A 24150-nucleotide genomic window follows, 5' to 3' on the forward strand; every position below is an offset into this window, starting at 1 on the left:
GGCCGGGGGGGAGGGCGATGTCAACCGGGTGCCGGTCGGCGTCGTCCTGAGCAGAGGATTCATGCGGTGGCCGCCAGGCCGCCAGGGAGCAGTTCAGCCCGGCCGGCCAGGGCCAGCTCCATCAGGGCCGCGGCGACGGCGCCCGCATCTTGGCCTGTGGCGCGGACCAGTTCGTCCCTGGAAACCGGGGTGGGCGACAGGAGGGCGGCGACCTTTTCGGTCAAAACCGAGTCGGACTGGGTCAGGAGGGGCGGTCCTGCAAAGGGTGCGGACGGCTCCCGAAGGTCGCCCAGGGTCTCCAGGGCGCGCAGCACGTCGCTGATGCCTTCGCACAGGGCGGCACCCTGGCGGATCAGATCATTGGTTCCCCGGGCTCGGGGGTCCAGGGGCGATCCCGGCACGGCGAGCACCTCGCGGCCCTGTTCTGCGGCCAGGCGGGCGGTGATCAGGGAGCCGGAGCGGAGCTCGGCTTCCACCACCACCACGGCCCGGGACAGGCCAGCGATGATTCGGTTGCGGCGGGGAAAGTCCCGGGCCTGGGCCTGCCGGCCAGGGGGGTGTTCGGCCACGACGCAGCCCTCGGCCACCAGGCGGCGATAGAGATCCCCATGCTCGGGCGGATAGATGTCGTCGACCCCACCCCCCAGAACGGCCACAGAGCCATGCTCCAGGGACCCTTCGTGGGCAGCCCCGTCGATCCCCCGGGCCATGCCGGAGGCTACCACATGGCCGGTCTGACCAAGCTCAGAGGCCAGGCCTCGGGCAAAACGCTGGCCGGCTGCTGAGGCCACCCTTGCGCCCACAATGGCCACGATCGCGCGGTCGAGAAGGCTCACATCCCCCCGGGCCCAGAGGACGGGTGGGGGTGGGTCGAGGGCGGCCAGGGCTGTGGGATAGTCCAGGTCACAGGCGCAGAGCAGCTGGGCCCCCAGGGCTGCGCCGGCGGCGAGTTCGGCCTCGATCTCAGCCATGGACGGAATGGCCAGGGGGTGGCTGCGCCCCCCGCGCCGGGCGAGCTCGGGCAAGGCCTCCAGGGCCCGCCCGGGTTCGGCGTAGCGGGTGATCAACTGGGCAAAGGTGACAGGACCAACGCCCTCGGTCCGGGCCAGCCTCAGCCAATCCCGTCGCGCCGCGGGCGATAATGCTGGGATCATGCGGGGTCCTGGGCGGGCGGGGCTTTTTTGCCGCCGATCTTGGGCTCCTCGCCCTTCATCAGTCGGGTGATGTTGTCCTTGTGGCGAATGAAAACCAGCACAGCCATGACCACGGCGAGTACTGCCACCGGATAGGGCCGGTCAGTGAGGAAGACATAGATTGGCGCCAGTACGACAGCCGTCAGCGCCGCCAGGGACGACATCCGGAAAATCAGGGCCATCGCAATCCAGGTGGCGCCGGCCAGGACGCCCACCGGCCAGGCCGCAGCCAGAAGCGTGCCAAAGAAGGTGGCAACGCCCTTGCCCCCCTTGAACCTGAGCCAGACCGGGAAGATGTGGCCAAAGAAGGCCGCGCCCCCCGCCAGACTGGTGAGAACCGCCTGGACCTCCTGCGGCGCACCCCTGGTCAGGCTCCAGGCGATGAACACGGCCAGGGCCCCTTTGCCCCCGTCCCCGAGCAGGGTCAGGAGGGCCAGGTCCTTGCGGCCGGTGCGCAGGACATTGGTGGCCCCGATGTTCCCTGATCCGATGGACCGGACGTCTCCGGCGCCGCCCAGGCGGGTGGCGATGACGCCAAAGGGGATCGACCCCAGGAGATAGCCGCCGATGACGGCGATGGCGATGAGCATGGGGCTGAGGGTTTCGGTCGGCATCTGGTTTCCTCCGGCGCTTAAGCGAGCGGCCTTTTCTGTTGACCTAGTCCTAGCCCCGCCCTGCGACCTCGTCACGGTCGCGCTTATCGTTTCTGTTTTGTTCCAAATATCCGACCCTGACAAGATGCGAGAGGGGCTTCAGTCCCGGCGATAGACCACCCGGCCGTCCACAAGGGTCATCCGCACCACCCCTTGCAGCCGGCGACCGTCAAAGGGCGAGTTCTTGGACTTGGACTTCAGGTCTGCAAGCTCAACCACCATTGGCGCGGCCAGATCACACAGCACCAGGTCAGCCGGAGCGCCCTTGGCCAGCCGTCCCGCGGGCAGGCCGAGCAGGGCCGCCGGGCGGCTGGTGACGGTGGCCATCAGATCGATCAGGGGAATTCGCCCCTCATGATGGAAGGCCAGCAGGGCCGGCAGCAGGGTCTGCAGGCCGACGGCACCGGGGGCGGCTTCGTCATAGGGTAGGCGCTTGTCCTCGGCCGGGGCCGGGGCATGGGCCGAGACGACGATGTCGATAAGGCCTGAGGCTAGGGCCTCGATCACCGCCTGGCGGTCGTCCTCGCCGCGCAGGGGCGGGTCCACCTTGGAGAAGGTGCGGTAGTCGCCGATGTCCACCTCATTGAACGAGAGGTGGTTGATGGAGGTGGTGGCCGTGACGTCCAGACCCCTGGCCTTGCCGCGCTCCAGGCTTTCCAGGGCGCAGGCGGTGGTGATCTGGTCGACCAGCAGCCGCCCGCCGGTGAGCTCCACCAGGGCGAGATCCCGGTCCAGCATGATCTTTTCGGCGATGGGCGGCACCGACGGCAGGCCCATGCGCCCGGCCAGTTCCCCCTCCGTGGCAGCTGCGCCCGCCGACAGCCAGGGGTCGGCGGGGCGATGGGCCACCAGCACGCCGAAGCTCCGGGCATAGGCGAGCAGCCGGCGGAAGACCTTCGAGTTCACGATGGGCCGGTCGGCATCGGTGACATAGACGCAGCCGGCATCCCGCATCAGGCCGATCTCGGCCATCCGCTCTCCGGCCAGACCCTTGGTGGCCGCGCCGGCCGGATAGACATGCACCAGCTCGATATCCCTGGCTCGGCGCAGAATGAAGTCCACCACGGAGGGATCATCCACGGCCGGCGAGGTGTCGGGCTGCACAACGATGGAGGTCACACCGCCCGCTGCGGCCGCCAGGGCGGCGGACTTCAGGGTTTCCTTGGGCTCAGCGCCGGGCTCACCAGTCTTGACCCGCAGGTCGATGAGACCGGGCGCGAGCATGGCACCTCGGGCGTCGAGGGTCTCGATCTCGTCGGACAGGCCGCCGAGCTGACCGCCGAACACCACATCGGCAATCTTGCCGTTCTTGACCAGCAGGGCCCCTGGGGCGTCCTGACCAGAGGCCGGGTCCACGAGCCGGGCATTGAGGATCGCCAGGGGACGGGACGCCATCAGTCGTTATCCAGTCTTGCCGACAGGGCTGCCAGCACCGCCATGCGGGCGGCGACGCCCATTTCCACCTGGTCCTGGATCAGGCTGACGGCTAGGTCGTCGGCCACCTCGGAATCAATCTCGACCCCGCGGTTCATCGGGCCAGGATGCATGACCCGGACATGGGGCGCGGCGCAGGCCAGCTTCTCCCGGTCCAGGCCAAAGAAGCGGAAATACTCCCGCTGGGACGGGGCCAGTACCCCGTCCATGCGCTCCAGCTGCAGGCGCAGCATCATCACCACGTCGCAGCCGGCAATGCCCTTGCGCAGGTCATGGAACACCTCTGATCCCCAACGGTCGGCCTCGGCGGGGATCAGGGTCGGCGGACCGACCAGCCGCACTTCGGCACCCATCATCTGCAACAGCCCCACATTGGACCTCGCCACCCGGCTGTGCAGCACGTCGCCACAGATCGCTACCCGAAGGCCGGCGATGCGGCCAAAGGCCCGACGCATGGACAGGGCGTCCAGCAAGGCCTGGGTGGGATGTTCATGCTGGCCATCGCCGGCATTGATCACCGAGCAGGAGACCTTCTGCGACAGCAGGGAGGCCGCGCCCGATGAGGCGTGGCGCACCACCAGCAAATCCGGCTGCATGGCGTTCAAGGTCACAGCGGTGTCGATCAGGGTTTCGCCCTTGGAAATCGACGAGGCCCTTGGGCTCATATTGACCACATCGGCACCCAGGCGTTTGCCGGCCAGCTCGAAGGAGCTCTGAGTGCGGGTGGAGTTCTCGAAGAACAGGTTCATCAGCGTCCGACCCTTGAGCAGGTCGAGCTTTTTGGAGGTCTGGCGGTTGAGGACCACAAAGCCGTCGGCCAGGTCGAGGAGGTCGGCGACCTCGACCGGGTTCAGGTCCAGGACCGAGAGAAAGTGCCGACGGGGGAATGGAAAAGTCTTGCCCAGGACCTGGATCAGGCCAGGGGCCAGCTGCGGCTCAGGCGCGGTGGGGCCAGTTTCGGGCGGGCTCATAGGGCGGCCCTCTTAAGGGGACATGCGGGGTTCGCCAAGGCGCCAGTCAAGGGCCTGATCATGGTCAGGCCTCCGCCGGGGGCAGGTTGCGCAGGCGCTCCAGGGCACCTTGGAGGATCCAGGCTGCGGCGGTCTTGTCCACGACCTCGCCGCGCCTGGCCCGCGTCATGTCAGCCTCGTCCACCAGCATGCGGTTGACCGCCATGGATGACATGCGCTCGTCCCAGAAGGCGATGGGCAGGTCGCGCAGGCGCAGCAGGTTGCGGGCGAAGGCGCGGCTGGACTGGCAGCGGGTCCCCTCGGTTCCATCCATGTTGACGGGCAGGCCGATAATCACGCCCACGGCCTCGCGGCCCTCCATCAGGGCAAACAGCGCCTCGGCATCGGCGGTGAACTTGCTCTTACGGATCAGCTTCAGGGGCGAGGCCACCAGGCGTCCGGTGTCGGAGACCGCCACGCCAATGGTCTTTTCCCCCAGGTCCAAACCCACCACAGCGCCTTGGCGGGGCAGATGGGCAGGCAGGTCGGTAAGGTCCATCACAGGCATGTAGCGCTCATATCACGGCCTGCCTGGATGTCATGGCTGCGAAGGCCCGCGAACGCCGCTTGGCGTGACGCAAGCCTGTGGATATGACGGAAGGCCTGGACAGTCCCGGGGGATCAGATGTCGCAGACGGCCTGGCCGCGAAAGACGCGGGACCTGCACAACCATCATATGGACTCCACGGTCTGGGATCGGTTCGCCTTTCGCAGCGACGATGTAATCGTCAGCACCTATGCCAAGTCCGGCACCACCTGGACCCAGCACATCGTCGGGCAGCTGATCTTTGCCGGCGATCCGACGGTGAAGGTGGCTGAGCTCTCCCCTTGGGTGGATCTGCGGATCATGCCCCCGAACCTCCTCGAGATCCTGGAGGGCCAGACCCATCGGCGGATCCTCAAGACTCACCTGCCGGTGGATGCCCTGCGGTTCTCGCCGGAGGCCAAGTACATCTATATCGGCCGCGACGGCCGCGATGTGGTGTGGAGCCTCTATAACCACCACGCCGGGGCTAATCAGCTCTGGTACGACAGCCTGAACAATGCCCCGGGGCGGGTCGGTCCGCCGATCGGGCGGCCAGACCCCGACATCCGGCGCTATTTCCAGACCTGGCTTGAAGAGGACGGCGCGCCGTTCTGGCCCTATTGGGAGAACATCGCCTTATGGTGGGCGATCCGTGACCTGCCCAATGTGAAATTGGTGCATTTCAGCGACTTAAAGCGCGATTTGGCCGGGGAAATGCGGGCCATTGCGGCCTTTTTGGACTGCGATATTCCCGAGGACCGCTGGCCGCAGATCCTGGAGCACTGTTCCTTCGACTGGATGAAGTCTCACGCCGAAAACGTTGCGCCCCTCGGCGGGGCGATCTTCGAGGGCGGGGCCCAGACCTTCATCAACAAGGGCGTCAATGGGCGCTGGAAGGATGTGCTCTCGGCCGAGGATATCGCCGCCTACGAAGCCCGGGCCCTGGCCGAGCTTGGTCCCGACTGCGCCCGTTGGCTGGCCGAAGGGCGGGGTGCTTAGACGTCAGGTGGTGCCCGGCCGGATACGATCCGCCTAAGGGCGTCGAGCAGGGGGCGAAAGCGGTCTTTTTGACCTCTGAGCCGCTGAGAATGCGCCGACGGCTTGCAAAGAGCCGACCACCACGGCTAACCCACGGATCAGATTGCAAGGAGGCCCCCATGGCCATCGACGCGGCGACCGTCCGTAAGGTCGCCAAGCTGGCGCGCATCGCCGAACCGGAAGACCGCATCGAGCCGCTGGCCCGCGAGCTCAATGGCATCCTTACCTGGATCGAAATGCTGAGTGAGGTCGATACCGATGGGGTCGCGCCCATGACCTCAGTGGTCCATCAGGGCCTGCCCATGCGCGAGGACGTGGTCACCGAAGGCGGTGATCCGGCCAAGGTGCTGGCCAATGCCCCCAAGGCAGCCAAGGACTTCTTTGTTGTGCCCAAGGTGGTGGAATAGATGAGCGACCTGACCAAGCTCACCCTGAAGTCTGCCCTGGAAGGCCTTGATTCCAAGGCATTTTCCGCTGTGGAGCTGACCCGCGCGCACTTAGGCGCGATCGAAGCCGCCAAACCCCTCAACGCCTTCGTCCTGGAGACCCCGGAAAAGGCCCTGGAGATGGCCCAGGCCAGTGACGCCCGCAGGGCGAAGGGCCAGGCCGGCGCGCTGGACGGCGCGCCGCTGGGGATCAAGGACCTGTTCTGCACCGAAGGTGTGCGCTCTACGGCCTGCTCCAAGATCCTTGGGAATTTTACGCCGACCTACGAATCCAGCGTCACGGCCAATCTGTGGCGGGACGGGGCGGTGATGCTCGGCAAGCTCAATATGGATGAGTTCGCCATGGGCTCGTCCAATGAGACCAGCGCCTTTGGACCGGTGATCAATCCCTGGCGCGGTGCCGGCGAGACCACGGCCCTGACGCCCGGCGGCTCGTCCGGCGGCTCGGCGGCTGCAGTGGCGGCGGAGCTTTGCCTGGGGGCGACAGCCACAGACACCGGCGGCTCGATTCGCCAGCCGGCCGCCCTGACCGGCACTGTGGGCATCAAGCCGACCTATGGGCGCTGCTCCCGCTGGGGAGTGGTCGCCTTCGCCTCGTCCCTGGATCAGGCTGGCCCCATCGCCCGCACGGTGGAGGACGCCGCCCTGCTGCTCACCTCCATGGCTGGCCATGACCCGCGCGATTCCACCAGTCTCGACGTGGCTGTGCCGGACTTCGCCAGCTTTGTCGGCAAGTCGGTCAAGGGCATGCGGGTCGGTATTCCCAAGGAATACAGGGCCGATGGCATGCCGGCAGAGATCGAAACCCTCTGGGAGCAGGGGATCGCCTGGCTGAAGGAGGCCGGCTGCGAGATCGTCGAGGTGTCGCTGCCCCACACCAAATACGCCTTGCCGGCCTACTATATCGTGGCCCCCGCCGAGGCCTCGTCCAACCTGGCCCGCTATGACGGCATGCGTTTCGGACTACGGGTCGATGGTGCCAATCTGACCGAAACCTACGAGAAGACCCGAGCGGCGGGCTTTGGCGAAGAGGTCAAGCGCCGCATCCTGATCGGCACCTATGTGCTCTCGGCGGGCTATTACGACGCCTATTATCTCAAGGCCCAGAAGGTCCGTCAGCGCATCGCCGATGACTTCGACCAGGCTTTTGAGCGGGTCGACGCCCTGCTGACGCCGACCGCGCCGTCTGCGGCCTTCCCGCTTGGGGAAAACGCCGATGATCCTGTCGCCATGTACCTGAACGACATCTTCACGGTGACGGTGAACCTGGCGGGTCTGCCGGGGATGAGCGTGCCCGCGGGAGTGGACGCCAAGGGCCTGCCCCTGGGCCTTCAGCTGATCGGTCGCGCCCTCGACGAGGGCTCGCTGTTTTCACTGGGCGGAGTCATCGAGAAGGCGGCGGGCTTCAGCGCCAAGCCCCAACGCTGGTGGTAGTCGCCTCCGTCCGGGCCGCAGGGCACCGGACGGAAGCGTGGTGTCAACCTTAGTCGGTGGTCAGCTCGCTCTTGATGGCGGCCAGGGTCTCATCGGTGATCAGGCCTTCGGAGAGGGGCTTCAGCTGCACAAGGGTCATATCCTTGAACATCTCGTAGGCGTCGTGGGTGCTGATGCCGGGGATGTGCTTTTCGAGCACGGCCTTGGCCTTTTCGTCAGCGACCAGTTCGGCGACGGAATTGGTTTCAATGCTCAGAGTTGCAGCCGCAACGCCGGTGACGGCGGCGAAGGTCAGAGATAGGGCGAGGGCGCCCGTCAGAAGTGCCTTACGCATGGATGGAGTTCCTCCCTGGAACGGCGTGTTTGCCGTGGCGGAGTGAGCGGCAGACGAAGCCGTTTCGCAAGAGGTTTAACTTGGCTGCTTTCGCAGGGCGGCGGCTGGGATTAGGAAGAACGGATGACTGAGAACACCAAGTTGATCCAGGGCCGTACAGGTCCCTGGGAGTTGGTCCTGGGGCTGGAAGTCCATGCCCAGGTCGCCTCCAATGCCAAGCTCTTCTCCGGGGCCGCCGTGGGCTTTGGGGCCGGCCCCAATGCTCAGGTCAGCCTGGTGGATGCCGCCATGCCGGGCATGCTGCCGGTGATCAACCGTCGTTGCGTCGAGCAGGCCGTGCGCACTGGGCTTGGCCTGAAGGCGAAGATCAATCTGACGTCGACCTTCGACCGGAAGAACTATTTCTATCCTGACCTGCCCCAGGGCTACCAGATCAGCCAGTTCAAGGAGCCGGTGGTCGGGGAGGGCGAGGTTCTGGTGGAGCTGGACGATGGTGAGACCATCACCGTGCGGATCGAGCGCCTGCATCTGGAGCAGGATGCCGGCAAGTCCCTGCACGACCAGGATCCGGACTCCACCTATGTGGACCTGAACCGCGCCGGCACCGCCCTGATGGAGATCGTCTCGCGCCCTGACATGCGTTCCTCCGCGCAGGCGGCGGCCTATGTGAAGAAGCTGCGGACCATCCTCGTCTATCTGGGCACCTGCGACGGGGACATGGAGAAGGGCAATCTGCGCGCCGACGTGAACGTCTCGGTCTGTCGACCAGGTGCCTATGAAAAGTTCCGCGCGACAGGGGATTTCAGCCACCTGGGCACGCGCTGCGAGATCAAGAACGTCAACTCCTACCGCTATATTCAGCAGGCCATCGAGTATGAGGCCCGCCGTCAGATCGAGATTCTCGAGGACGGCGGCAAGATCGACCAGGAGACCCGACTGTTTGACCCCGGCAAGGGGGAGACCCGGTCCATGCGCTCCAAGGAAGAGGCGCACGACTATCGCTACTTCCCTGACCCCGACCTGCTGCCCCTGGTGTTGGATGAGGCCTGGGTGGAGGCCATCCGCCAGAGCCTGCCCGAACTGCCTGACCCGAAAAAAGCGCGGCTTCAGGCCCAGTACGGCCTGTCGGCCTATGACGCCGGGGTGCTGGTGGGCGAACAGGCCCGGGCTGATTTCTTTGAGGCGGCCGCCAAGGGCCGTGACGCCAAGCTGGTGGCCAACTGGGTGACCAATGATCTGGCCGCCCGGCTCACAGCAGCGGGACTGGACATTGAAGATAGCCCGATCAGCGCCGGGGCCATCGCCGAGCTGGTGGCCCTGATCGAAGAAGGGGTCATTTCCTCGAAGATCGCCAAGGACGTGTTTGAGCGCATGTGGGCCGGCGACGGCGCGCCGAGAGCCATCGTTGAAGCCCAGGGGCTGATGCAGGTCTCCGACACAGGAGAACTTGAGGCGATTATTGACGGCCTCATCGCCGCAAACCCGGCTCAGGCCGAGTCGGTCCGGGAGAAGCCTCAGGCCATCGGCTGGTTCGTCGGCCAGGTGATGAAGGCGACCGGCGGCAAGGCCAACCCTGGAACCGTCAACCAGCTCCTGAAGGCCAAGCTCGGGCTCTAAACTCTCCGGGAAACTGCACCAAATAGAACGGGCCCCGGATCGATGATCCGGGGCCCTCTTTGGTTCTGGAACTCAGCGGTTGCTGATGATCTCGAAAATGACGCCCGTGGCGATGGCCGCCAGCAGATAGTCATTGCCCACCTGATGCCAGGCATAGCCCCGGGGCGGATGCCGCAGGCGGTAGCGGTGATAGTCGTGGATCACATAGCCACGGTAGTGGTGCGGCAGCACAGCGCCACGCCGCCAGGCCACATAACCCGGCCGATACTGCGGATGGCTGTAATAGACAGCCGGCGGCGGACCATAGGACCAGCGGTTCTGATAATAGTAGCCGTTATAGCGCCGGTGATCCCAGGCCTGCCCCCGATGGGGATGGCTGTAGCGGTGGTCGAAGCGATGATCGCGGCGATCATAGCGGTCTTCCCGGCGGTCCCAGCGGTCCTCCCGCCGATCCCAGCGGTCCTCGCGGCGGTCCCATCGGTCATCGCGTCGCTCGGCGTGACGCTCCTGCCGGTCCCAGGACTGGGCCTGCGCGGCTGGCGCGGCTGTAAGCATGGGGCCTGCAACTGCGGCCATGGCCGCGATACTCAAGATCAGACGCTTCATGTGACGTCTCCGTTTTCCATGCGCGCCCTGAAGGTGCGGGCCGCTTCATCCCCCGATGACGTTAACCTTCCCAGCCTGGGGCTGAACCCAATCTGAACAGGTCGGTCAGGTTAGAGGGAACCCCAGAGTCCCCGTGAGCCCACAGGCCGACGAAGCCTCGGCGTTAAGTCCGTGTAGATAAAGGTTTCGTGGTAGTAAGACATGCGAAGTCTGCCTGAATCCCTCATGAAAATGAGTTATTCTCCGACTTAACTATATGTTCAGCTGATCTCGACTTTTCTATCGCCATGGATAGCGGGGCAGGGGCGTCAGAACGTCGCCCGCCGCTGGATGAGGACGTGAAAGTCATGTTTGCGAACGTGGAAATGGGCCAAGCCGAAGGCCTGCCCTTGCCGGGACCAGAGGCTTCTGGGGATGAGCTATTCCGGCTGGGCATGCTCTATTCGACCGGTCAGGGCGGCGCGCCGCTGGACTATGTGTCGGCGCATATGCTGTTCAACCTGGCGGCCATGAAGGGCTCCCTGGAGGCCAAGGTCTACCGCAAGGAACTCTCACAGGAGATGGCGTCCGAGGACGTGGCCGAGGCCCAGCGCGCAGCGCGGGAATGGCTGGCTCAGGGTTGATCTGCGAGGCCGGCCTTGGCCGCTGCCTTAGTTGATCCCTTGCTCGTTGAGCGCATAGCTGAACCCGAACTGGATCGGGGACAGGTCCCTGAAATACTGCTGGACGAACAGCCCAGCGTTGGCGACCCCACTACGGGGAACGTAGACAATGTCGAATCGCCGTAGCGGCACCAGATCGGCCGAGGGGCGACGCAGTCCGGCCAGCAGGTCGGCCGTGCGCATCATCCCCTGACCATCGGTCCCGCGCCGAATGATAATGACCTTGCTGCGATCGGCCGTGGGGCTGAAGCCCCCAGCCTGGATTACAGCCCGCAGGGCGTCAGCATCGCCCTGCATGTCGTAGATCCCCGGCGCGCCCACTTCCCCCCCGACAAACACCTTCAACGGCGCGGCCTTGGCGGTAACGAACACGTCCGGCCGGATAAGGTGGGCGCCATAGGCCTGCGAGAGGGCCGCTTCCAATTGCAGCGTCGTTCGGTCCGCAGCCATGATCGGCGGGATCAGCGGCACGGTTATCCGACCATCGGGCTGAACGATCACCGTCTTGGTCAGCTCCGGCGCTGACGGGACGGCAACCTCAAGCTCGTCGCCTGGATAAAAGCGATAGGCCGGCTCGTCCTCTGTCCAACGGGCATAGGGAATATTGGCGAACTGACCTTCATGGGCCGGCGGTGCCAGGCCGATTCTGTCAGCGCCAGGCATGGTGCGTACGCCAGCGCAGCCGACCACGGCCAGGGCGGCGGCAATGGCGGTCAGGGCTCGGAATCTGCGGCTGTTCAGCATGCCCCCAGGGTTAACAGGAATGGGTAACGAAGTCTTAAGGGCGGGCGGCGAGGGTCAGGCGAAGTCTCCCCTGGGATCATCGGATTCGCTATGGCCGCCTCGAGCGCCTGGACCGTCAGAACGCATGATGTCGCGCCCCGCTCGGAGTGGGTGGCGCGGCCGCGCTATGCGATGTCGGACTTCGTGGTCCTGCTATGGCGCGAGCGGTTTCTCATGCTGGCGGTGTTCGCTGTGCTGTTCGTCATCGGCGCGGCTGTGGCCCTGTCTCTCAAGACCACCTATCCGGCCAGCTCCAGCATCCTGATCCGGCTGGGTCAGGAATATGTCTATGAACCGCGTGCTGGCGATGCCGGGCGCGGGGCCGTGCCAGACCCCGATCAGGTCATCGGGTCGGAGACGGAGATCATTGGCTCGGTGGAGCTCAAGCAGCGGGTCATCGACCGGTTGGGCCTGATGCGGATCTATCCGGAACTGGCCCAGAAGTTTGCTGAGGGATCTGCAGAGGAAAAGCGGGTCGTCATGGGGCAGGCCATCCGGGCCCTGGAGACCGAGCTGAAGATCCAGACCGCCCCTGATACCCCGATTGTCCGCCTGGTTTTTTCCCATGAGGATCCCAAGACCGCGGCCCTGGTTCTGAACACCCTGCTGGAAGAATATCTGATCTTTCGCCGGACGGTTCTGGTGGAGGCCAATACGCCGGCCATGGCCCTCCAGCGCCAGACCTTTGAAAGTCGGCTGCAAGAGGCCGATGCGGCCTATGAAGCGTTTCTGACCAGCAACCGGATCGCCGACTTTGTCGCTGAGAAGGCTGCCCTGTCCCAGCTGCAGTCGCAGATCGAACAGCAGAAGTATCTGACCGAGACTCAGTTGCAGGATCGTAGCGGCCGGCTTGGTGCTCTGCAGGCGCAGATGGGTCAGATCGCCCCGGAGGTCGGTCTGTTCCGCGATGTGAACACTGCGGCCTCTGACAAGCTGATCGCCCTGCGGCTGCAGCGGGAGGACCTGCTGGGCCGTTATCGCCCTGACGCCCAGCCCGTTCGTGACCTGGACGCACAGATCGCTCGTCTGGAAGACGGCATGGCCGCAGGCCGTACCACCGGCGACGGTGCCAGCCGGATCGGCGTCAATCCGGTCTATCAGACCCTGCAGACCGAGCGGATTCAGCTCCAGGCCGAGGTCGCCGCCCTGCGCCAGAGCCTTGATGCCCTGAACCGGCAGATGGGGCAGCTGCTTGACCGCCGCTTGAAGCTCGCCGAGCTGGAGCCCCGGTTCCAGGCGCTTAGCCTCGACCGGGACGTGCTGCAGGCCAATGTCCGTGACTTCGCCGTCCGTGAGGAACAGAGCCGGGCGGCCATGGAGATCGCCTCGGCGTCCAATGACAACATCCGCATCGTCCAGCGGGCGACCGCCCCCTCCCGGGGATCGAGCCTGAAGAAGCCCGTCCTGGTCCTGGCCTTCCTGTTTGCCGGGTTCACCGCCCTGTGCGCGGGGCTGTTGCGCATGTTCCTGCGGCCGGGCCTGCCTACGCCGGCGTCAGCCTCCCGTACCCTTGATCTGCCTGTCCTCGGTGTCGCCCCTTACAAGGCCGCCTAGGCGATGATCTCGGCGCGGCATGACGCTTTCGGCTAGGATCAGTCGGGTGTACGCGCGGCGATTCGAGTCATGGTGAACCTCAACGCCGAGATGGCTGAGCTATGGGCGTCCCTTGGGGCGCCTGCGGCTGGTCGCGCCCGCACCATTCAGATTGTCTCGGCAAGACGGGGGGAGGGGGCCTCCACCGTGGCGCGGGAGCTGGCCTTCTTCGCCGCCCGCCGCGCCGGACGCTCGGTCTGGCTGGTGGATCTTGATCTGATGGCCTCACCCCAGCACGCCGCTGTGACCGCCGAGAGCGAACGCTATGGGGTGATCGGCGAGCCTGCGGCTGCCAGCCCGGACGGCTCAATCTTCTTCTCCATCCAACCTCCGGCCCGAGGCCCTGACGGCGCACCATGGCCCGACGCCCGCTATCTGTCGGCCCATCGGGTGGGGGCGGCGCGGTGGTGGGTGACACGGTTCCGCCGCGAGGCGCTGCGGGGCCGCCAAGGGGTCCATGTCCTGGCCGATGGGGATTATTGGAGTGCCCTGCGCCGACATGCCGATCTGATCATCGTCGATTGTCCATCCGCTGACCGGTCGCAGGCGGCGATGACGGTGGCCCCCTTCATGGACCAGACTCTGTTGGTGGTGGCCGCTGACGAGGCTGATGTCCGCGCCCCCGCCCTGCTGCGGGATGCTCTGGTAGGGGCCGGGGCTGATGTGGTGGGTCTGTTCTTCAACCGGGTTACGGTGGAGCAGCCGCCGTTCGCCCGTGCGTTCCTGCGGTGAGCGGGCTCACCTACGCCACGACGATGGCCCCGACCCGGGCTGCGCCGATCACGGCCTGGCGGCTGGTTCTGGCCGGCGCGGGGGTTTTCCTGCTGCTGGTCTACAGTCAGGCGTGGGTCTTCCCCTTGATGGGCGAGCAGGCTGACACCAGTCAAAGCGGCCTGATCCGGGCGCTTTACCTCCCGGCCTATGCGGCGGGCTTTCTGCTCCTGGCGGTCGCACCGGGTGCGGCCTTCCTGGCGGTCCTGCGTCAGCCGTTTCTAATTGTCCTGCTCCTGCTGGTGGCCGCCTCATACTTCTGGTCCATCGCCCCAGACCAGACCGTCCGGCGGGTGTTTGCGGCCTATTGCTCAGCCCTGGGCGGCGTGGTGTTGGCCTCTCGCCTGAAGTGGTCTGAGCTGGCGGAGTTGGCGGCCTGCGCCATGGCCATCCTGGCGGTGATTGCCCTGCTGACCGCGCTCCTTTTGCCCTCCGTCGGGATCATGCAGTCGATTTTCCCGGGCGCCTGGCGGGGAGTTTGGTCGGAGAAAAACGCCCTGGGCGGCAACATGGCCTTGGCCTTCGCCATCTTCGGGGCCGCCGCCATGCTCAACCCACGGCGGGCCTTGCTGTGGTGGGGGTTTGCCGCCATCGCCCTGCTCCTGACCCTGATGTCGACCTCCAAAACCTCGCTGGTGGCGCTGGTTCTCGGGTTAGGCACCCTGATTTTCGTGGCCATCCTTCGTCGGGGACCTGTCACGCGGGTGGTCATGGTCTGGCTGGCCATTGTGGCCGCTGGTCTGGGACTGGGGGTGGCGCTGTTTGCCGCCGATGCGGTCTTTGACCTGCTGGGCAAGGACGCCACCCTGACAGGGCGAACCAAGATCTGGGCGGCGGCGATGATCCAGATCGAGGCCCAGCCCTGGACGGGCTATGGCTATGGGGTGGTCTGGGATGACCTCGGGCCCTGGGCCCCGCTCGCCGCCATGGTCCGTGATGCCGGGTTCACGCCGCAGCATGCGCACAATTCCTGGATCGAGCAGTGGCTGGGGATGGGGATTCTCGGGCTGGCGGCCTTTGCACTGCTCTATGCCCAGACCGCCATCTTGACGGTCGTCTCCCTGTTCCGTGATTCCGGGGCCTATCTCGCGGCACCCTTCCTGATCGTCTACAGTCTGATGACGATCACCGAGAGTATCGCCATGACCTATAATGAATTCCGGTGGGTGCTCTTTGTCGCCATCGCGGTGAAGCTGGTCTGGCCCGACCATGAGGTCGAGGCCCGGCGAATTTGACCCTCGCCTTGCCAGTCCTGGTTTTGGGCAAAGACGTTTCGCCGTGCTGATCCCCTATGGCTGGACAAAGGCCCTGGCCGAGGCCTTCGTCCCTTTCGCGGCCGAGGGGCTTGTCCCGGCGCGGGTGGTGATCCAGCACCGGGCGCGGTTCGTGCTGATGGGGGCTGAGGGAGAATTCTCCGCCGAGACCGCTGGGCGGTTCCTGCACAACACCTCGACCACGGGCCTGCCGGTGGTGGGGGACTGGGTGGCGGTGGCCTATAAGTCCAGCGACAGTGTCTCGACGATCCATGCGGTCCTGCCCCGGCGAAGCCAGTTTGTCCGCAAGGCGGCCGGGGTGGTGGATAAGCCGCAGGTGGTGGCGGCCAATTTCGATGTGGTGCTGCTGACCACCGGGTTGGATACCGACTTCAACCTGCGCCGGATTGAGCGGTATCTCACGGCGGCCTGGGGAACGGGTGCCCAGCCGGTGGTGGTGCTGACCAAGGCCGACCTCGTTGAGAATGTCGCGGAGATGGTCGCCCAGGTGGAGGCCGTGGCCCTGGGGGCCCCGGTGCTGGCGGTGTCGGCGCCTACGGGCCTGGGACTTGAACGGCTCCGCACCTTCCTGACCCCGGGCACGACGGCGGTGATGCTGGGCATGTCCGGTGTGGGCAAGTCGACCCTGGTCAATGCACTTGCGGGAGAGGCCCGTCAGGCGGTGGGGGAGGTGCGGGCCACAGACGGTCGCGGTCGCCACACCACCACCCACAGGGAACTGGTCCTTCTGCCCGGCGGCGCGTTGTTGCTGGATACGCCAGGGATGCGGGAGCTGGGGCTCTGGGATCCTGGTGAGGCCAACGCCCAGACCTTTGAGGACGTTGAGGCCTTGGCCCGTGAATGCCGTTTCCGCGACTGCAGCCATGTGGCCGAGCCCGGCTGCGCGGTGCAGGCGGCCTTAAGGTCGGGGGCCTTGGCACCTGAGCGCCTGGAGAGCTATCGCAAGCTCGACCGGGAAGGGGCGTTTATCAGCCGCAAGGAAGACCCCGCAGCTTCGGTGGCGCACCGCAAGCTATGGGCCAGCAAGGCCAAGACCGAGCGCCGCCGCCGCCGCGCCGAAGAAGAAGGCTGAGCGCCCTCAGGCCGCCGCCCTGATCCCGAGCCGCTGGGCGGCCTGCGCCACGGTGACGATCTCCAGCCCCTGGGCTTGCGCCGAGGCGATCAGCCGCGCGAGGGCCTCTGGGGTGCAGCCCCAGGGGGACGGATCGGGCCGGACATCGTGAGTGTAAAGGATCAGCCAGGCCGACCTGGCCTTGGCCCGCGCCATCCAGTGTTGCGCGATGGCCTCACCGTCTTCCCCTTCAATCCCCACAGCGGGGGCCTGGTTGAGATCGGTCCCGGTCTCGATCACCCCGTGATGCAGGGCGCGCAGCACGTCGTAGCGCGGTGCCAGCGCGGACTTGGGACCGGCAGCGACATCCCCATAGGGATAGGCGAAGTTGCTCACCGGACCGGCGCTCCAGTCCGCCAGGGCCTCCCGATTGCGGGCGGCGTCCTGATCGGCGTCCTGGCCTGGTGCCTGGCCGCAGTCCAGGTGGGAATAGGTGTGGCAGGCGATCTCGTGGCCAGCCTTCGCCAGCCGGGCATAGTCGCTGGCGGTGGCGAAGCGGCCCATGGGCCCCTCGGCCCCGGCCAGGCCTGCCGACACATAGAACACGCCTCGGACCCCCTGATCTTCCAGCAGCCGCGCGCCGGTTTCCACGGCGGTGAGGGGCGCATCGTCGAAGGTGAAGGAGACCATAGGGGTCACCGGACCTGTTGCCAGGGGCCGACGATGGGCCAGGCGCACTAGACGGCGGCGCAGCTTGCCCTTCAGGGAACGGTCGGGTTGGTAGGCGTCGGCAGGGGACATCAGACAGCCTCGGCATAGAGGGCGGCGCGGTAGAGACGCATGGCGAAGGCGCGGCTGGGCAAGGGGGCCAGGTCGCTCAGGGCGTAGGCCTTGAGCCACGGACGCCACAGCCTGCGGTAGGGCAGCCGGCGCAGGATCCTGGCGACCTTGTAACTGGGATAGGTGGCGACCACGGCCGGATGGGCGGCCACCACCCGGGCGAAGTTGGCGGCCGATTGCTCATACTTGGCCGCCATCACGGGTGCGGGATCTAGACCCAGATGGGTGGCGGTGTTGTCCAGGTGCAGGATGGGCCACCGGCGGGCCACCCGCATGCCCCATTCCACATCCTCCCAGCCCCAGCCGGCGAAGCCCTCATCAAAGCCCTCGGCCTCGAACACGTCCCGGCGGACCAGGAGGTTGGAGGTGAAGACGTGCTTCTCTGGGGCGAGGGCCCGCACAGAGGCCGGCAGGCAGTCACTGTGGGCGGCCATGGCCCGGTGCAGGGCCTGATCCCGCCGAGGCGAGACCTGCTGCAAGGAAAAGCCGCCAAAGGCGACGGCGGGGGTCTCCCGGTCGATCAGGGCGAGCCAGTTGGCCAGGAAGTCTGGACCGTCGGGTGCCATATCGCTGTCGAGAAACAGGAAATGAGCGGCCCGGGCGTGGCTGACTAGGCGGTTGCGGCCCTTGGACCGGCCCTCATTGGCCGAGAGGGTGACCAGACGGGCTGGCAAGCTCAAGGCGTGTATGGCGGCCTCGACCGCTGTGCTCAGGGCCGGCTGGCCGGTGCCGTCATCCAGCAGGATGATCTCCACCGCCACGGTCTCCCGGGCCAGCAGCGCCAGCAGCGGGCAGGGGTCGTCCCCCTTGAACGGGATCAGCACCGACAGGCGTGGCGTGGCTCCGGCCCAGGCGGCGTTGTCACACAAGGCCGGGCTCATGCGGGTCTGGCCTTCAGATTCCGCAGGAGGACCAGGCCTCGGCTGCGCAGGGCACCGGTATCCAGGGTGAAGGTGATGGCGCCAAATACCAGGGCGCCGGCGCCGGCCTTGAGCATGAGCTCACTCCAGCCCCCGAGTGCCGGGATCTGAATCACCACCAGGGCCATGACCGCCGTCGCCCCCAGGGTCTGGATCAGGGGGCGCCAGGGGATCGGCAGGGCCAGGCTGCGGCCGCCGAGCGCAATGGAGGCCGCAAGCCCCAGGCCGTAGCTGGCGACCGTGGCCCACAGGGCTCCGTCGAGCCCAAAGCGCGGAATCAGGATGAGGTTCAAGATCAGATTGGCCAGGGCCGGCACAGCCATGGCCAGCAACAGCAGCCGGGTGCGCTGGGAGAGGGTGAAGGCCTGATGGAAGTAGTAGGTGGTCAGACCCGCCAGGAGGCCGCTGACCGCGATCCAGGGAGTTACCTGGGCCGCGCCCTGGGCCAGATCGGGTCCGACCATCAGCTGCGCCAGGGGAGCGGCCACCAGGGCCAGGCCGACGGCGGCCGGCACACAGAGCAGCAGCATCAGGCTGGCCTGTTCCCGGGCGGCCCGGGTGAGTTCGCTGGAGCCGCCACGCTCCAGGGCGGCAATGAGGGCCGGACCTCCCGCGGCGCCGAGCCAGATGAACAGCACATCGAGGGTGCGGTTCGCCAGGCTGTAGCCCGCATGATAGACGCCCACCGTCGCCTCATCGAGGAAGGCGGCCAGCAGGAACCGGTCAGTGGTCGAAAGCGCCAGGGCCAGGATCAGAGACAGGGCGACCGGCAGGCCATAGCTCAGATGGCGTTGGGCCCGGGGGGCTTCAAACGTCCCCTGGCGGCTCTCGACCACCTCCTGGGGCAGGGCCCAGATCATGCAGACGACCGCGGCCAGGCCAAAACCGATCAGGGGCGCTGCGCCGCCAAACCCCTGCCAGGCCAGGATGGCACCCAGGCCAAAGGCCCCCAGGGTCTGAATGATTTCGATGGTCGCTGCGCCGGCCACATCGCCCTGCGCCCGGCGGCGCTCCTGGGCCAGTTTGGCAAACGTCCGGGGCAGGACGGACAGGACCCCGGCGATCACAGCCAGTTTCAGGCCCGGCGACATAGGGATCAGCAGGGCGGCGGCCAGAGCCACAGGCAGCACCGTCAGCAGGGCCAGCCAGGTCCGGTAGACCGTGGCGGCATGCTGGCGGCCATGACCCCGGTCGGACTCACCGACCCAGTAACGGGCCATCGCCGCCTCGTTCCAGGTGAAAACAGCCGTATGCAGCAGGCTCATGGCGGCAAAGCCCAGGGCATAGTCGCCGAACTGCGAGGGCTCCAGCAGCCGGGTGAAGGTGACGATGGTCGCCAGACCCACCAGACCCTGGATGATGTTCACCGGCAGGTAGCCGACCACGCCGCGCCAGAACATGAGGGTCCGCCTAGCGCAAAGCCTGCCGATCCCCGAGCAGGCAGGGGATGGTCATGGCGATAATGTACAGGTCCAGCCAGAGGGACTGACGCTCGATGTACTCGACATCCAGCTCCACCCGGCGGCGGACATCTTCAGGGGTATCCACCGGCCCGCGGGAGCCATTGATGGCCGCCCAACCGGTCATGCCAGGCTTCATCCGATGGCGGTGGGCGTACTCGGCCACCAGCCGCGCGGACTCCACATCGCCGGTCATCATGCCGATGGCGTGGGGGCGGGGCCCCACCAGGGACATCTCGCCGCTCAGGACGTTGAAGATCTGCGGCAGCTCATCAAGGCTGGTGCTGCGGATCAGGCGGCCGACCCGGGTCACGCGGTCGTCGCCGGCCTGAACCTGGCGGCGCGCATTGGCGTCGGCCACGTCGTGGCGCATGGACCTGAACTTCCAGACGATGATCTCTTCGTTGTTGAAGCCCTGGCGGCGCTGGGTGAACAGGATGGGGCCTGGGCTGTCGAGGCGAATGGCCAGGGCCACCAGGGCCATGACGGGCAGGGCGCAGACCAGGGCCAGACTGCCAACCAACAGATCGACCGCACGCTTGACGGTGGCACTGCCGAGATGGTGCGGAATGCCCGCGACCCGCGCCAGGGGCAGATCGCTGATCAGGTTAGAGTGTGCGGAGGACAATCCGGCAGCCGTCAGGAAATCGTCTTCCAGCAGCAGGCTGACCTCATTGGGCAGGGGACGCAGGGCCGCAATCACCTGGCGGACCCGCTCCTGGGCACCCGTGGGCACCGCCACGATCACGCGGTCGACAAACGGCATGATCCGATGGCTCAGGAGCGCCTGGGTGTCGCCGAGCAGGGGCACCCCGCGCAGGGCTTCGGGATTGCGGGCCAGACGATCGTCAAAGACCCCCAGGACATTGACCTCACCCGTCTTCAGCGCCCGGCTGATCAGCCGCTCCGCAGCCTTGGTGGCACCGACCACAACCACATTGGGGGTCATGCGCCCTTCGGCGCGCCAACGGCGCACCTGCAGCCACCATAGGGCGTGAAGGACGTAGAGCCCCACAAACACCCCGACGATCCAGGCCGACAAACGCGAGAGCACCTCACCCAGCGGCAGGAAGGCGTCGAGCAGCAGCACCCCCAGGACGATCCCGAGGGCGATGGCCATCGAGGTCATGGCCAGGTGGTAGGCCAGGCCCTGTCGGGCGCGGAAGGCATAGAGATCGAAAAGGCTGAGCATCACCATCACCGACAGCACCGGCGTGGCGTAGACGCCCGCCTGATCGCTACCGCCGGTCACAAAGGCCGCCAGGGCGACGAGGCTCAGCCAAAGGCCATCCACCCCCTGAAAGGTCCAGGCAAAGGCCTGACCGTGGAGCCTGCGACGGCTGGGGCTGAGTTGGCCCGGGCGCATCGGGCCACGGCGATCCTGGCTTCCCGCCACCTCGGGCGGCGGCAGGCGATCATCGGGGGCCGGCGAAAAGGCCGACGCCTCATCGCCCGGAGCTTCGTCAGGCAGGGCTTCGTCAGGGAGGGCTTCGCCCGTCCACGCCTCCGGCCGGCGCGCTGGGCGGAGGCGGTCCTCGCGGCGGGGAAGGTGAACGAGGTTGGACATTCTGCTCGAGAGACCCTGTGTGACGCTCATTATGAACGAGGCCTCTGATCGACAGGTTAACCGGCGGGGTCTTGCTGTTTGCCATGGGGACGATTTTGAGCCGTTGCCCCCAGGCCAGGGTTTCGGCTATGGAGACCCTCCTTCGCCGCCGCCTTGGGGATTCACCTTCCCGATCGGCGCTGAGGGCACGGGAGACAACCCGGCTGAAATCATATGGTGACGTGGCCGAGTGGCTGAAGGCAACGGTTTGCTAAATCGTCATACCTGAAAGGGTATCGAGGGTTCGAATCCCTCCGTCACCGCCACTTTTTCTCACTGAAATCAACAGCTAGGCCGCCCCAGGGGTGCCGCATATGGCACAGATGGCGGGCCTTTTACTGGCACCCTTGACGGCGGGGTTTCTGCGATCATGCAGATACCGCTTTGAGGTGCGGTGTCGGGGGCGCGTCCAGAATGTCCAGGCCGTCCATCAGATCGGACACGTTCACCTTGGCGTATCGCTCCAGGGTGATCTTCACGTTGGCGTGGCCAGCCCAGATGCTGACCTTGTGGAGGGGCAGACCGCCCCGAAGCAGGCGCGTCAGGCACGTGTGGCGCAGGGTGTGGAGCTTCACGTCGTCGATGTTGAGCTTCGTCTGCTCCCGAACGTCGGCGCGGATCGTGTCCCACATATACCAGACGGTGGCGGGGAGCATGTCGAACAGCTTGTCGTTGGTCGCGGTCACCCGCAGGTAGGTGAGGGTCTCGACCACAGCCTCAGACAGGGGGATGGCGCGAGGCTTCCCCGTCTTCGTGGCCCAGGCTGGTATCTCCAGGACGGCGCGCTGCCGGTGCGTGGCGACCCAGCTGGGGCTGGCCTGCAGGGGCTCACCCAGGCGGCAGGCGGTGTCCAGAAGCCACCGGATCAGGTGTCGGAACCGGGTCCACTGCCGCTGCGGTTCGGCCGCTATGCGCCGGTCGATGGCAGCCCAGATGGCAGCCTCCTCGTCGTCCTCTAGGACCCGGTCCTGCAGGTTGTCGATCTTCACCGAGGGCATGGCCGGTCGGGAGGGGATCAGGGCGAGGCTGACCGCATAGGTGAGGGCGCGGCTGACCGCGTCCAGCTTCCGCTTCACGGTGGCGGGGGCATAGCCCCGGGCGAACAGGCCATCCCGCAGCTGGTTCAGCCGCAGGACCCCGATGGATGACACCGGCTCTGACCCCAGCATCTCCGTCAGTATCTTCACGTTCGACTTCACGGTGCGCTGCGACTTGGCGGCGCGGACGCTCCAGGGGCCATCCCCTTTGCAGCAGAGGTCGAACAGGCTGGCCATGGTGAGCCCCTGAGCGGCCTCAGAGCCGGGCCTAGGGGCCGTTGAGGGTGGCGGTGGGGTGTCGATACCCAGGACGATCTCTCGCGCCCTCTTGGCGGCCTCCCGCTTGTCACGGAGGCCCGTCGAGACGCGGCGGCGATTGCCGTCTGGCCCCTCGAAGTCCACCACCCAGATGCCGCTGGGCTTCTGTCTCAAGTTCATGCCGGGAGCTCCCTCTCAGTCGCCGTGAAGGCGGCGGTGATCTCGTTGACCGCACGCCGGCCCTCAGCAGTGAGGACCAGGAACTTGCGGCGTCGGTCGTCTTCGTCGGGGACCTGCTCCAGCCAGCCCAGGCCGTCAGGCTCGCGCCGGGTGGGCTCGAAGAAGCTATTGATGGTCCGCTCTATGGACACCCCCAGGCCGTCCCCGGCGATCTCCCGGACCTCAGCCAGGGTGATGCGCCGGCCCATCGCGTTGGCATAGGCGATGATTGAGAAGGCCAGGAGTTGGCGGGCACTGAGTCTAGGCGGCACCATCTCCGAGAGTATCTGGATGGCCGCAGCCAAACGCTCGAAGGCGTGCGCGGAACCGGGCAGAAGATCGGGCGTGGTAGCCATGGTGAGGTTCTTACGGGTCATGGTCAGTTCGCTCCAGGTCTCGGGCTAGGCGCAGATTATCCAGTATCTGCGTTAAACCTGGATGATGGTCAACTTTCAGGCTCAAGGCTCTCTCCAAATGAAAACCCCCAGCGGTGAGGCTGAGGGTTGTGGGTGGGCCTGAAATTGACAGGCGGTCCCTTAAGGACTCAGCGCCTCACAGGCGTCATCGACGGTGGCGATGTGCTCATCGAATGTCTCCAGGTCGTCGGCAGTCACCATGGGCTGGGCCTCCTCGTGTTCCCTGGCAGCCTTCAGGAAGTCTCGAAGGTCGCCCAGCCGGTCGAGGAGGGGGACGGGTTTGTCTGTCATGAAGGTTCCTTTAAGTGTCCTTGGGGTAGCCTTTAGTTAGAGTCTCCTGTGCCAAGGGTGAGCAGTAATTCGCCCTGCCATCATGGCACCGCCTATGCAGGCCTGAAAGCCTATCCCGTGGGCGTTTCGAGTGGGTGCCGGGGGGGCAGAAGGCAGTCTGTCTGGAAGCTGCCAACTGGCCCCCACCTTCCACTCCCGGGAAGTCCTTGATGTGGCTAGGTTTGATCCCTCCACTGCCGCTATTTCCCATTGATTTTATTGAGAAAAACTCTCGGTCTACGCGAGCGATTTTGCCGCCGATTTTACCAGCTTTTTAGTGGGCCAGAAATAGAGGCAGGCGCCCGCCCTTGCCTCGGCTATTGTGAGCCTCTCGCTGGAGGGGGACGTAATGTTCTGGGTGACAGGCTTGGCCTCGCTGGTTCTGCTTGCTGCAGCCACCGGCTCGGCGGAGGCTGAACATTCAAAGTCGGTAGAACTGGGGACGACCATTGACCAGTTGATGGCCAGCCTAGAGGACGCCAAGGAACTGCCCATCTTTGATAGATTGACTATCTACCGATTGTTTTAATCTGAGCGGCGCGGGCAAACATTCGGTCTATGCCTAACCGGGTTGTCTGGATCAAATATGACCTCGGGAAGAATTTGTCCGACTTCATGTATTAAGTGAAAGAGCGAGAC

The 24150-nt window shown here is 65.9% G+C and carries 25 protein-coding genes and 1 tRNA gene; 11 read left to right on the forward strand and 15 right to left on the reverse strand.

Annotated elements, in window-relative coordinates; translation table 11 throughout:
- Positions 1-59: 59 nt before the first annotated feature.
- The 5 genes from dprA to ruvX all read right to left on the reverse strand — a co-directional run bounded on the left by dprA (position 60) and on the right by ruvX (position 4798).
- Positions 60-1154 (reverse strand): DNA-processing protein DprA, encoded by a 1095-nt coding sequence (gene dprA, locus MH112_RS11095; protein WP_296567737.1) that lies wholly within the window; start codon positions 1152-1154, stop codon positions 60-62.
- Positions 1151-1807, reverse strand: coding sequence for a glycerol-3-phosphate 1-O-acyltransferase PlsY (gene plsY, locus MH112_RS11100; RefSeq protein WP_296567738.1), 657 nt, complete (start codon positions 1805-1807; stop codon positions 1151-1153). The genes dprA and plsY overlap by 4 nt, the downstream gene beginning before the upstream one ends.
- A gap of 138 nt (positions 1808-1945) precedes the next feature.
- Complete coding sequence (gene pyrC, locus MH112_RS11105) at positions 1946-3244, reverse strand: dihydroorotase (protein ID WP_296567850.1); 1299 nt, start codon at positions 3242-3244, stop codon at positions 1946-1948.
- Entirely contained in the window at positions 3241-4251 is a 1011-nt protein-coding gene (locus tag MH112_RS11110; protein WP_296567739.1) for an aspartate carbamoyltransferase catalytic subunit, read from the reverse strand. The genes pyrC and MH112_RS11110 overlap by 4 nt, the downstream gene beginning before the upstream one ends.
- A 64-nt stretch (positions 4252-4315) precedes the next feature.
- Complete coding sequence (ruvX, locus tag MH112_RS11115; protein WP_296567740.1) at positions 4316-4798, reverse strand: Holliday junction resolvase RuvX; 483 nt, start codon at positions 4796-4798, stop codon at positions 4316-4318.
- Positions 4799-4915: 117 nt separating this feature from the next.
- Between ruvX and MH112_RS11120 the strand changes: the two genes are divergently transcribed.
- The 3 genes from MH112_RS11120 to gatA all read left to right on the forward strand — a co-directional run bounded on the left by MH112_RS11120 (position 4916) and on the right by gatA (position 7734).
- Positions 4916-5815: a sulfotransferase domain-containing protein gene (locus tag MH112_RS11120; RefSeq protein WP_296567742.1), complete on the forward strand. Its 900-nt coding sequence runs from the start codon at positions 4916-4918 to the stop codon at positions 5813-5815.
- Positions 5816-5973: 158 nt separating this feature from the next.
- Positions 5974-6261, forward strand: a complete 288-nt coding sequence (gatC, locus tag MH112_RS11125) for an Asp-tRNA(Asn)/Glu-tRNA(Gln) amidotransferase subunit GatC (protein ID WP_296567744.1) — start codon at positions 5974-5976, stop codon at positions 6259-6261.
- The gene (gene gatA / locus MH112_RS11130) at positions 6262-7734 is read left to right on the forward strand and encodes an Asp-tRNA(Asn)/Glu-tRNA(Gln) amidotransferase subunit GatA (protein WP_296567746.1); all 1473 of its coding nucleotides are present in this window, start codon (positions 6262-6264) and stop codon (positions 7732-7734) included.
- A gap of 49 nt (positions 7735-7783) precedes the next feature.
- Here the strand turns inward: gatA and MH112_RS11135 are convergent, their stop codons facing one another.
- Positions 7784-8068, reverse strand: a complete 285-nt coding sequence (locus MH112_RS11135) for a hypothetical protein (protein ID WP_296567747.1) — start codon at positions 8066-8068, stop codon at positions 7784-7786.
- A gap of 123 nt (positions 8069-8191) precedes the next feature.
- Between MH112_RS11135 and gatB the strand changes: the two genes are divergently transcribed.
- Positions 8192-9685, forward strand: coding sequence for an Asp-tRNA(Asn)/Glu-tRNA(Gln) amidotransferase subunit GatB (gene gatB / locus MH112_RS11140; protein WP_296567749.1), 1494 nt, complete (start codon positions 8192-8194; stop codon positions 9683-9685).
- 72 nt (positions 9686-9757) lie between these two features.
- Here the strand turns inward: gatB and MH112_RS11145 are convergent, their stop codons facing one another.
- On the reverse strand, positions 9758-10291 hold the full coding sequence (locus MH112_RS11145; protein WP_296567751.1) for an RcnB family protein: 534 nt from the start codon (positions 10289-10291) through the stop codon (positions 9758-9760).
- 347 nt (positions 10292-10638) lie between these two features.
- Here MH112_RS11145 and MH112_RS11150 point away from each other — a divergent pair, with 347 nt between their 5' ends.
- Complete coding sequence (locus tag MH112_RS11150; RefSeq protein WP_296567754.1) at positions 10639-10914, forward strand: sel1 repeat family protein; 276 nt, start codon at positions 10639-10641, stop codon at positions 10912-10914.
- A gap of 27 nt (positions 10915-10941) precedes the next feature.
- Here the strand turns inward: MH112_RS11150 and MH112_RS11155 are convergent, their stop codons facing one another.
- Positions 10942-11616, reverse strand: coding sequence for a polysaccharide biosynthesis/export family protein (locus tag MH112_RS11155; RefSeq protein WP_296567852.1), 675 nt, complete (start codon positions 11614-11616; stop codon positions 10942-10944).
- Positions 11617-11787: 171 nt separating this feature from the next.
- Between MH112_RS11155 and MH112_RS11160 the strand changes: the two genes are divergently transcribed.
- The 4 genes from MH112_RS11160 (at position 11788) to rsgA (ending at position 16446) form a co-directional block, all read left to right on the forward strand.
- Complete coding sequence (locus MH112_RS11160; protein WP_296567755.1) at positions 11788-13290, forward strand: lipopolysaccharide biosynthesis protein; 1503 nt, start codon at positions 11788-11790, stop codon at positions 13288-13290.
- 69 nt (positions 13291-13359) lie between these two features.
- Positions 13360-14061 (forward strand): sugar kinase, encoded by a 702-nt coding sequence (locus tag MH112_RS11165; protein ID WP_296567756.1) that lies wholly within the window; start codon positions 13360-13362, stop codon positions 14059-14061.
- Entirely contained in the window at positions 14058-15335 is a 1278-nt protein-coding gene (locus MH112_RS11170; protein WP_296567757.1) for an O-antigen ligase, read from the forward strand. The genes MH112_RS11165 and MH112_RS11170 overlap by 4 nt, the downstream gene beginning before the upstream one ends.
- A gap of 43 nt (positions 15336-15378) precedes the next feature.
- Positions 15379-16446 (forward strand): ribosome small subunit-dependent GTPase A, encoded by a 1068-nt coding sequence (gene rsgA / locus MH112_RS11175; protein WP_296567758.1) that lies wholly within the window; start codon positions 15379-15381, stop codon positions 16444-16446.
- Positions 16447-16452: 6 nt separating this feature from the next.
- On the opposite strand, the gene MH112_RS11180 is transcribed toward rsgA, so the two are convergent.
- Genes MH112_RS11180 through MH112_RS11195 form a run of 4 tightly spaced genes read right to left on the reverse strand, consistent with a single transcriptional unit; the run spans position 16453 to position 21212 of the window.
- The gene (locus MH112_RS11180) at positions 16453-17226 is read right to left on the reverse strand and encodes a polysaccharide deacetylase family protein (protein WP_296567759.1); all 774 of its coding nucleotides are present in this window, start codon (positions 17224-17226) and stop codon (positions 16453-16455) included.
- Entirely contained in the window at positions 17226-18146 is a 921-nt protein-coding gene (locus MH112_RS11185; protein ID WP_296567761.1) for a glycosyltransferase family A protein, read from the reverse strand. Before MH112_RS11185 ends, MH112_RS11180 begins: the two co-directional genes overlap by 1 nt.
- Positions 18143-19585, reverse strand: a complete 1443-nt coding sequence (locus MH112_RS11190; RefSeq protein WP_296567762.1) for a lipopolysaccharide biosynthesis protein — start codon at positions 19583-19585, stop codon at positions 18143-18145. The genes MH112_RS11185 and MH112_RS11190 overlap by 4 nt, the downstream gene beginning before the upstream one ends.
- Before the next feature lie 10 nt (positions 19586-19595).
- Positions 19596-21212: an exopolysaccharide biosynthesis polyprenyl glycosylphosphotransferase gene (locus tag MH112_RS11195; protein WP_296567764.1), complete on the reverse strand. Its 1617-nt coding sequence runs from the start codon at positions 21210-21212 to the stop codon at positions 19596-19598.
- A gap of 215 nt (positions 21213-21427) precedes the next feature.
- Between MH112_RS11195 and MH112_RS11200 the strand changes: the two genes are divergently transcribed.
- A tRNA-Ser gene (locus tag MH112_RS11200) sits at positions 21428-21517 on the forward strand.
- A gap of 102 nt (positions 21518-21619) precedes the next feature.
- Here the strand turns inward: MH112_RS11200 and MH112_RS11205 are convergent.
- The 3 genes from MH112_RS11205 to MH112_RS11215 form a co-directional block, all read right to left on the reverse strand.
- On the reverse strand, positions 21620-22726 hold the full coding sequence (locus MH112_RS11205; RefSeq protein ID WP_296567766.1) for a site-specific integrase: 1107 nt from the start codon (positions 22724-22726) through the stop codon (positions 21620-21622).
- Positions 22723-23142, reverse strand: coding sequence for a hypothetical protein (locus MH112_RS11210; RefSeq protein ID WP_296567768.1), 420 nt, complete (start codon positions 23140-23142; stop codon positions 22723-22725). The genes MH112_RS11205 and MH112_RS11210 overlap by 4 nt, the downstream gene beginning before the upstream one ends.
- Positions 23143-23301: 159 nt before the next feature.
- Positions 23302-23472, reverse strand: coding sequence for a hypothetical protein (locus MH112_RS11215; protein ID WP_296567770.1), 171 nt, complete (start codon positions 23470-23472; stop codon positions 23302-23304).
- 388 nt (positions 23473-23860) lie between these two features.
- Between MH112_RS11215 and MH112_RS11220 the strand changes: the two genes are divergently transcribed.
- On the forward strand, positions 23861-24040 hold the full coding sequence (locus MH112_RS11220) for a hypothetical protein (RefSeq protein ID WP_296567772.1): 180 nt from the start codon (positions 23861-23863) through the stop codon (positions 24038-24040).
- The last annotated feature ends 110 nt before the right edge of the window (positions 24041-24150 follow it).

Origin of the sequence: Phenylobacterium sp., assembly GCF_022402485.1 — a bacterium.
Lineage (GTDB): Bacteria > Pseudomonadota > Alphaproteobacteria > Caulobacterales > Caulobacteraceae > Phenylobacterium.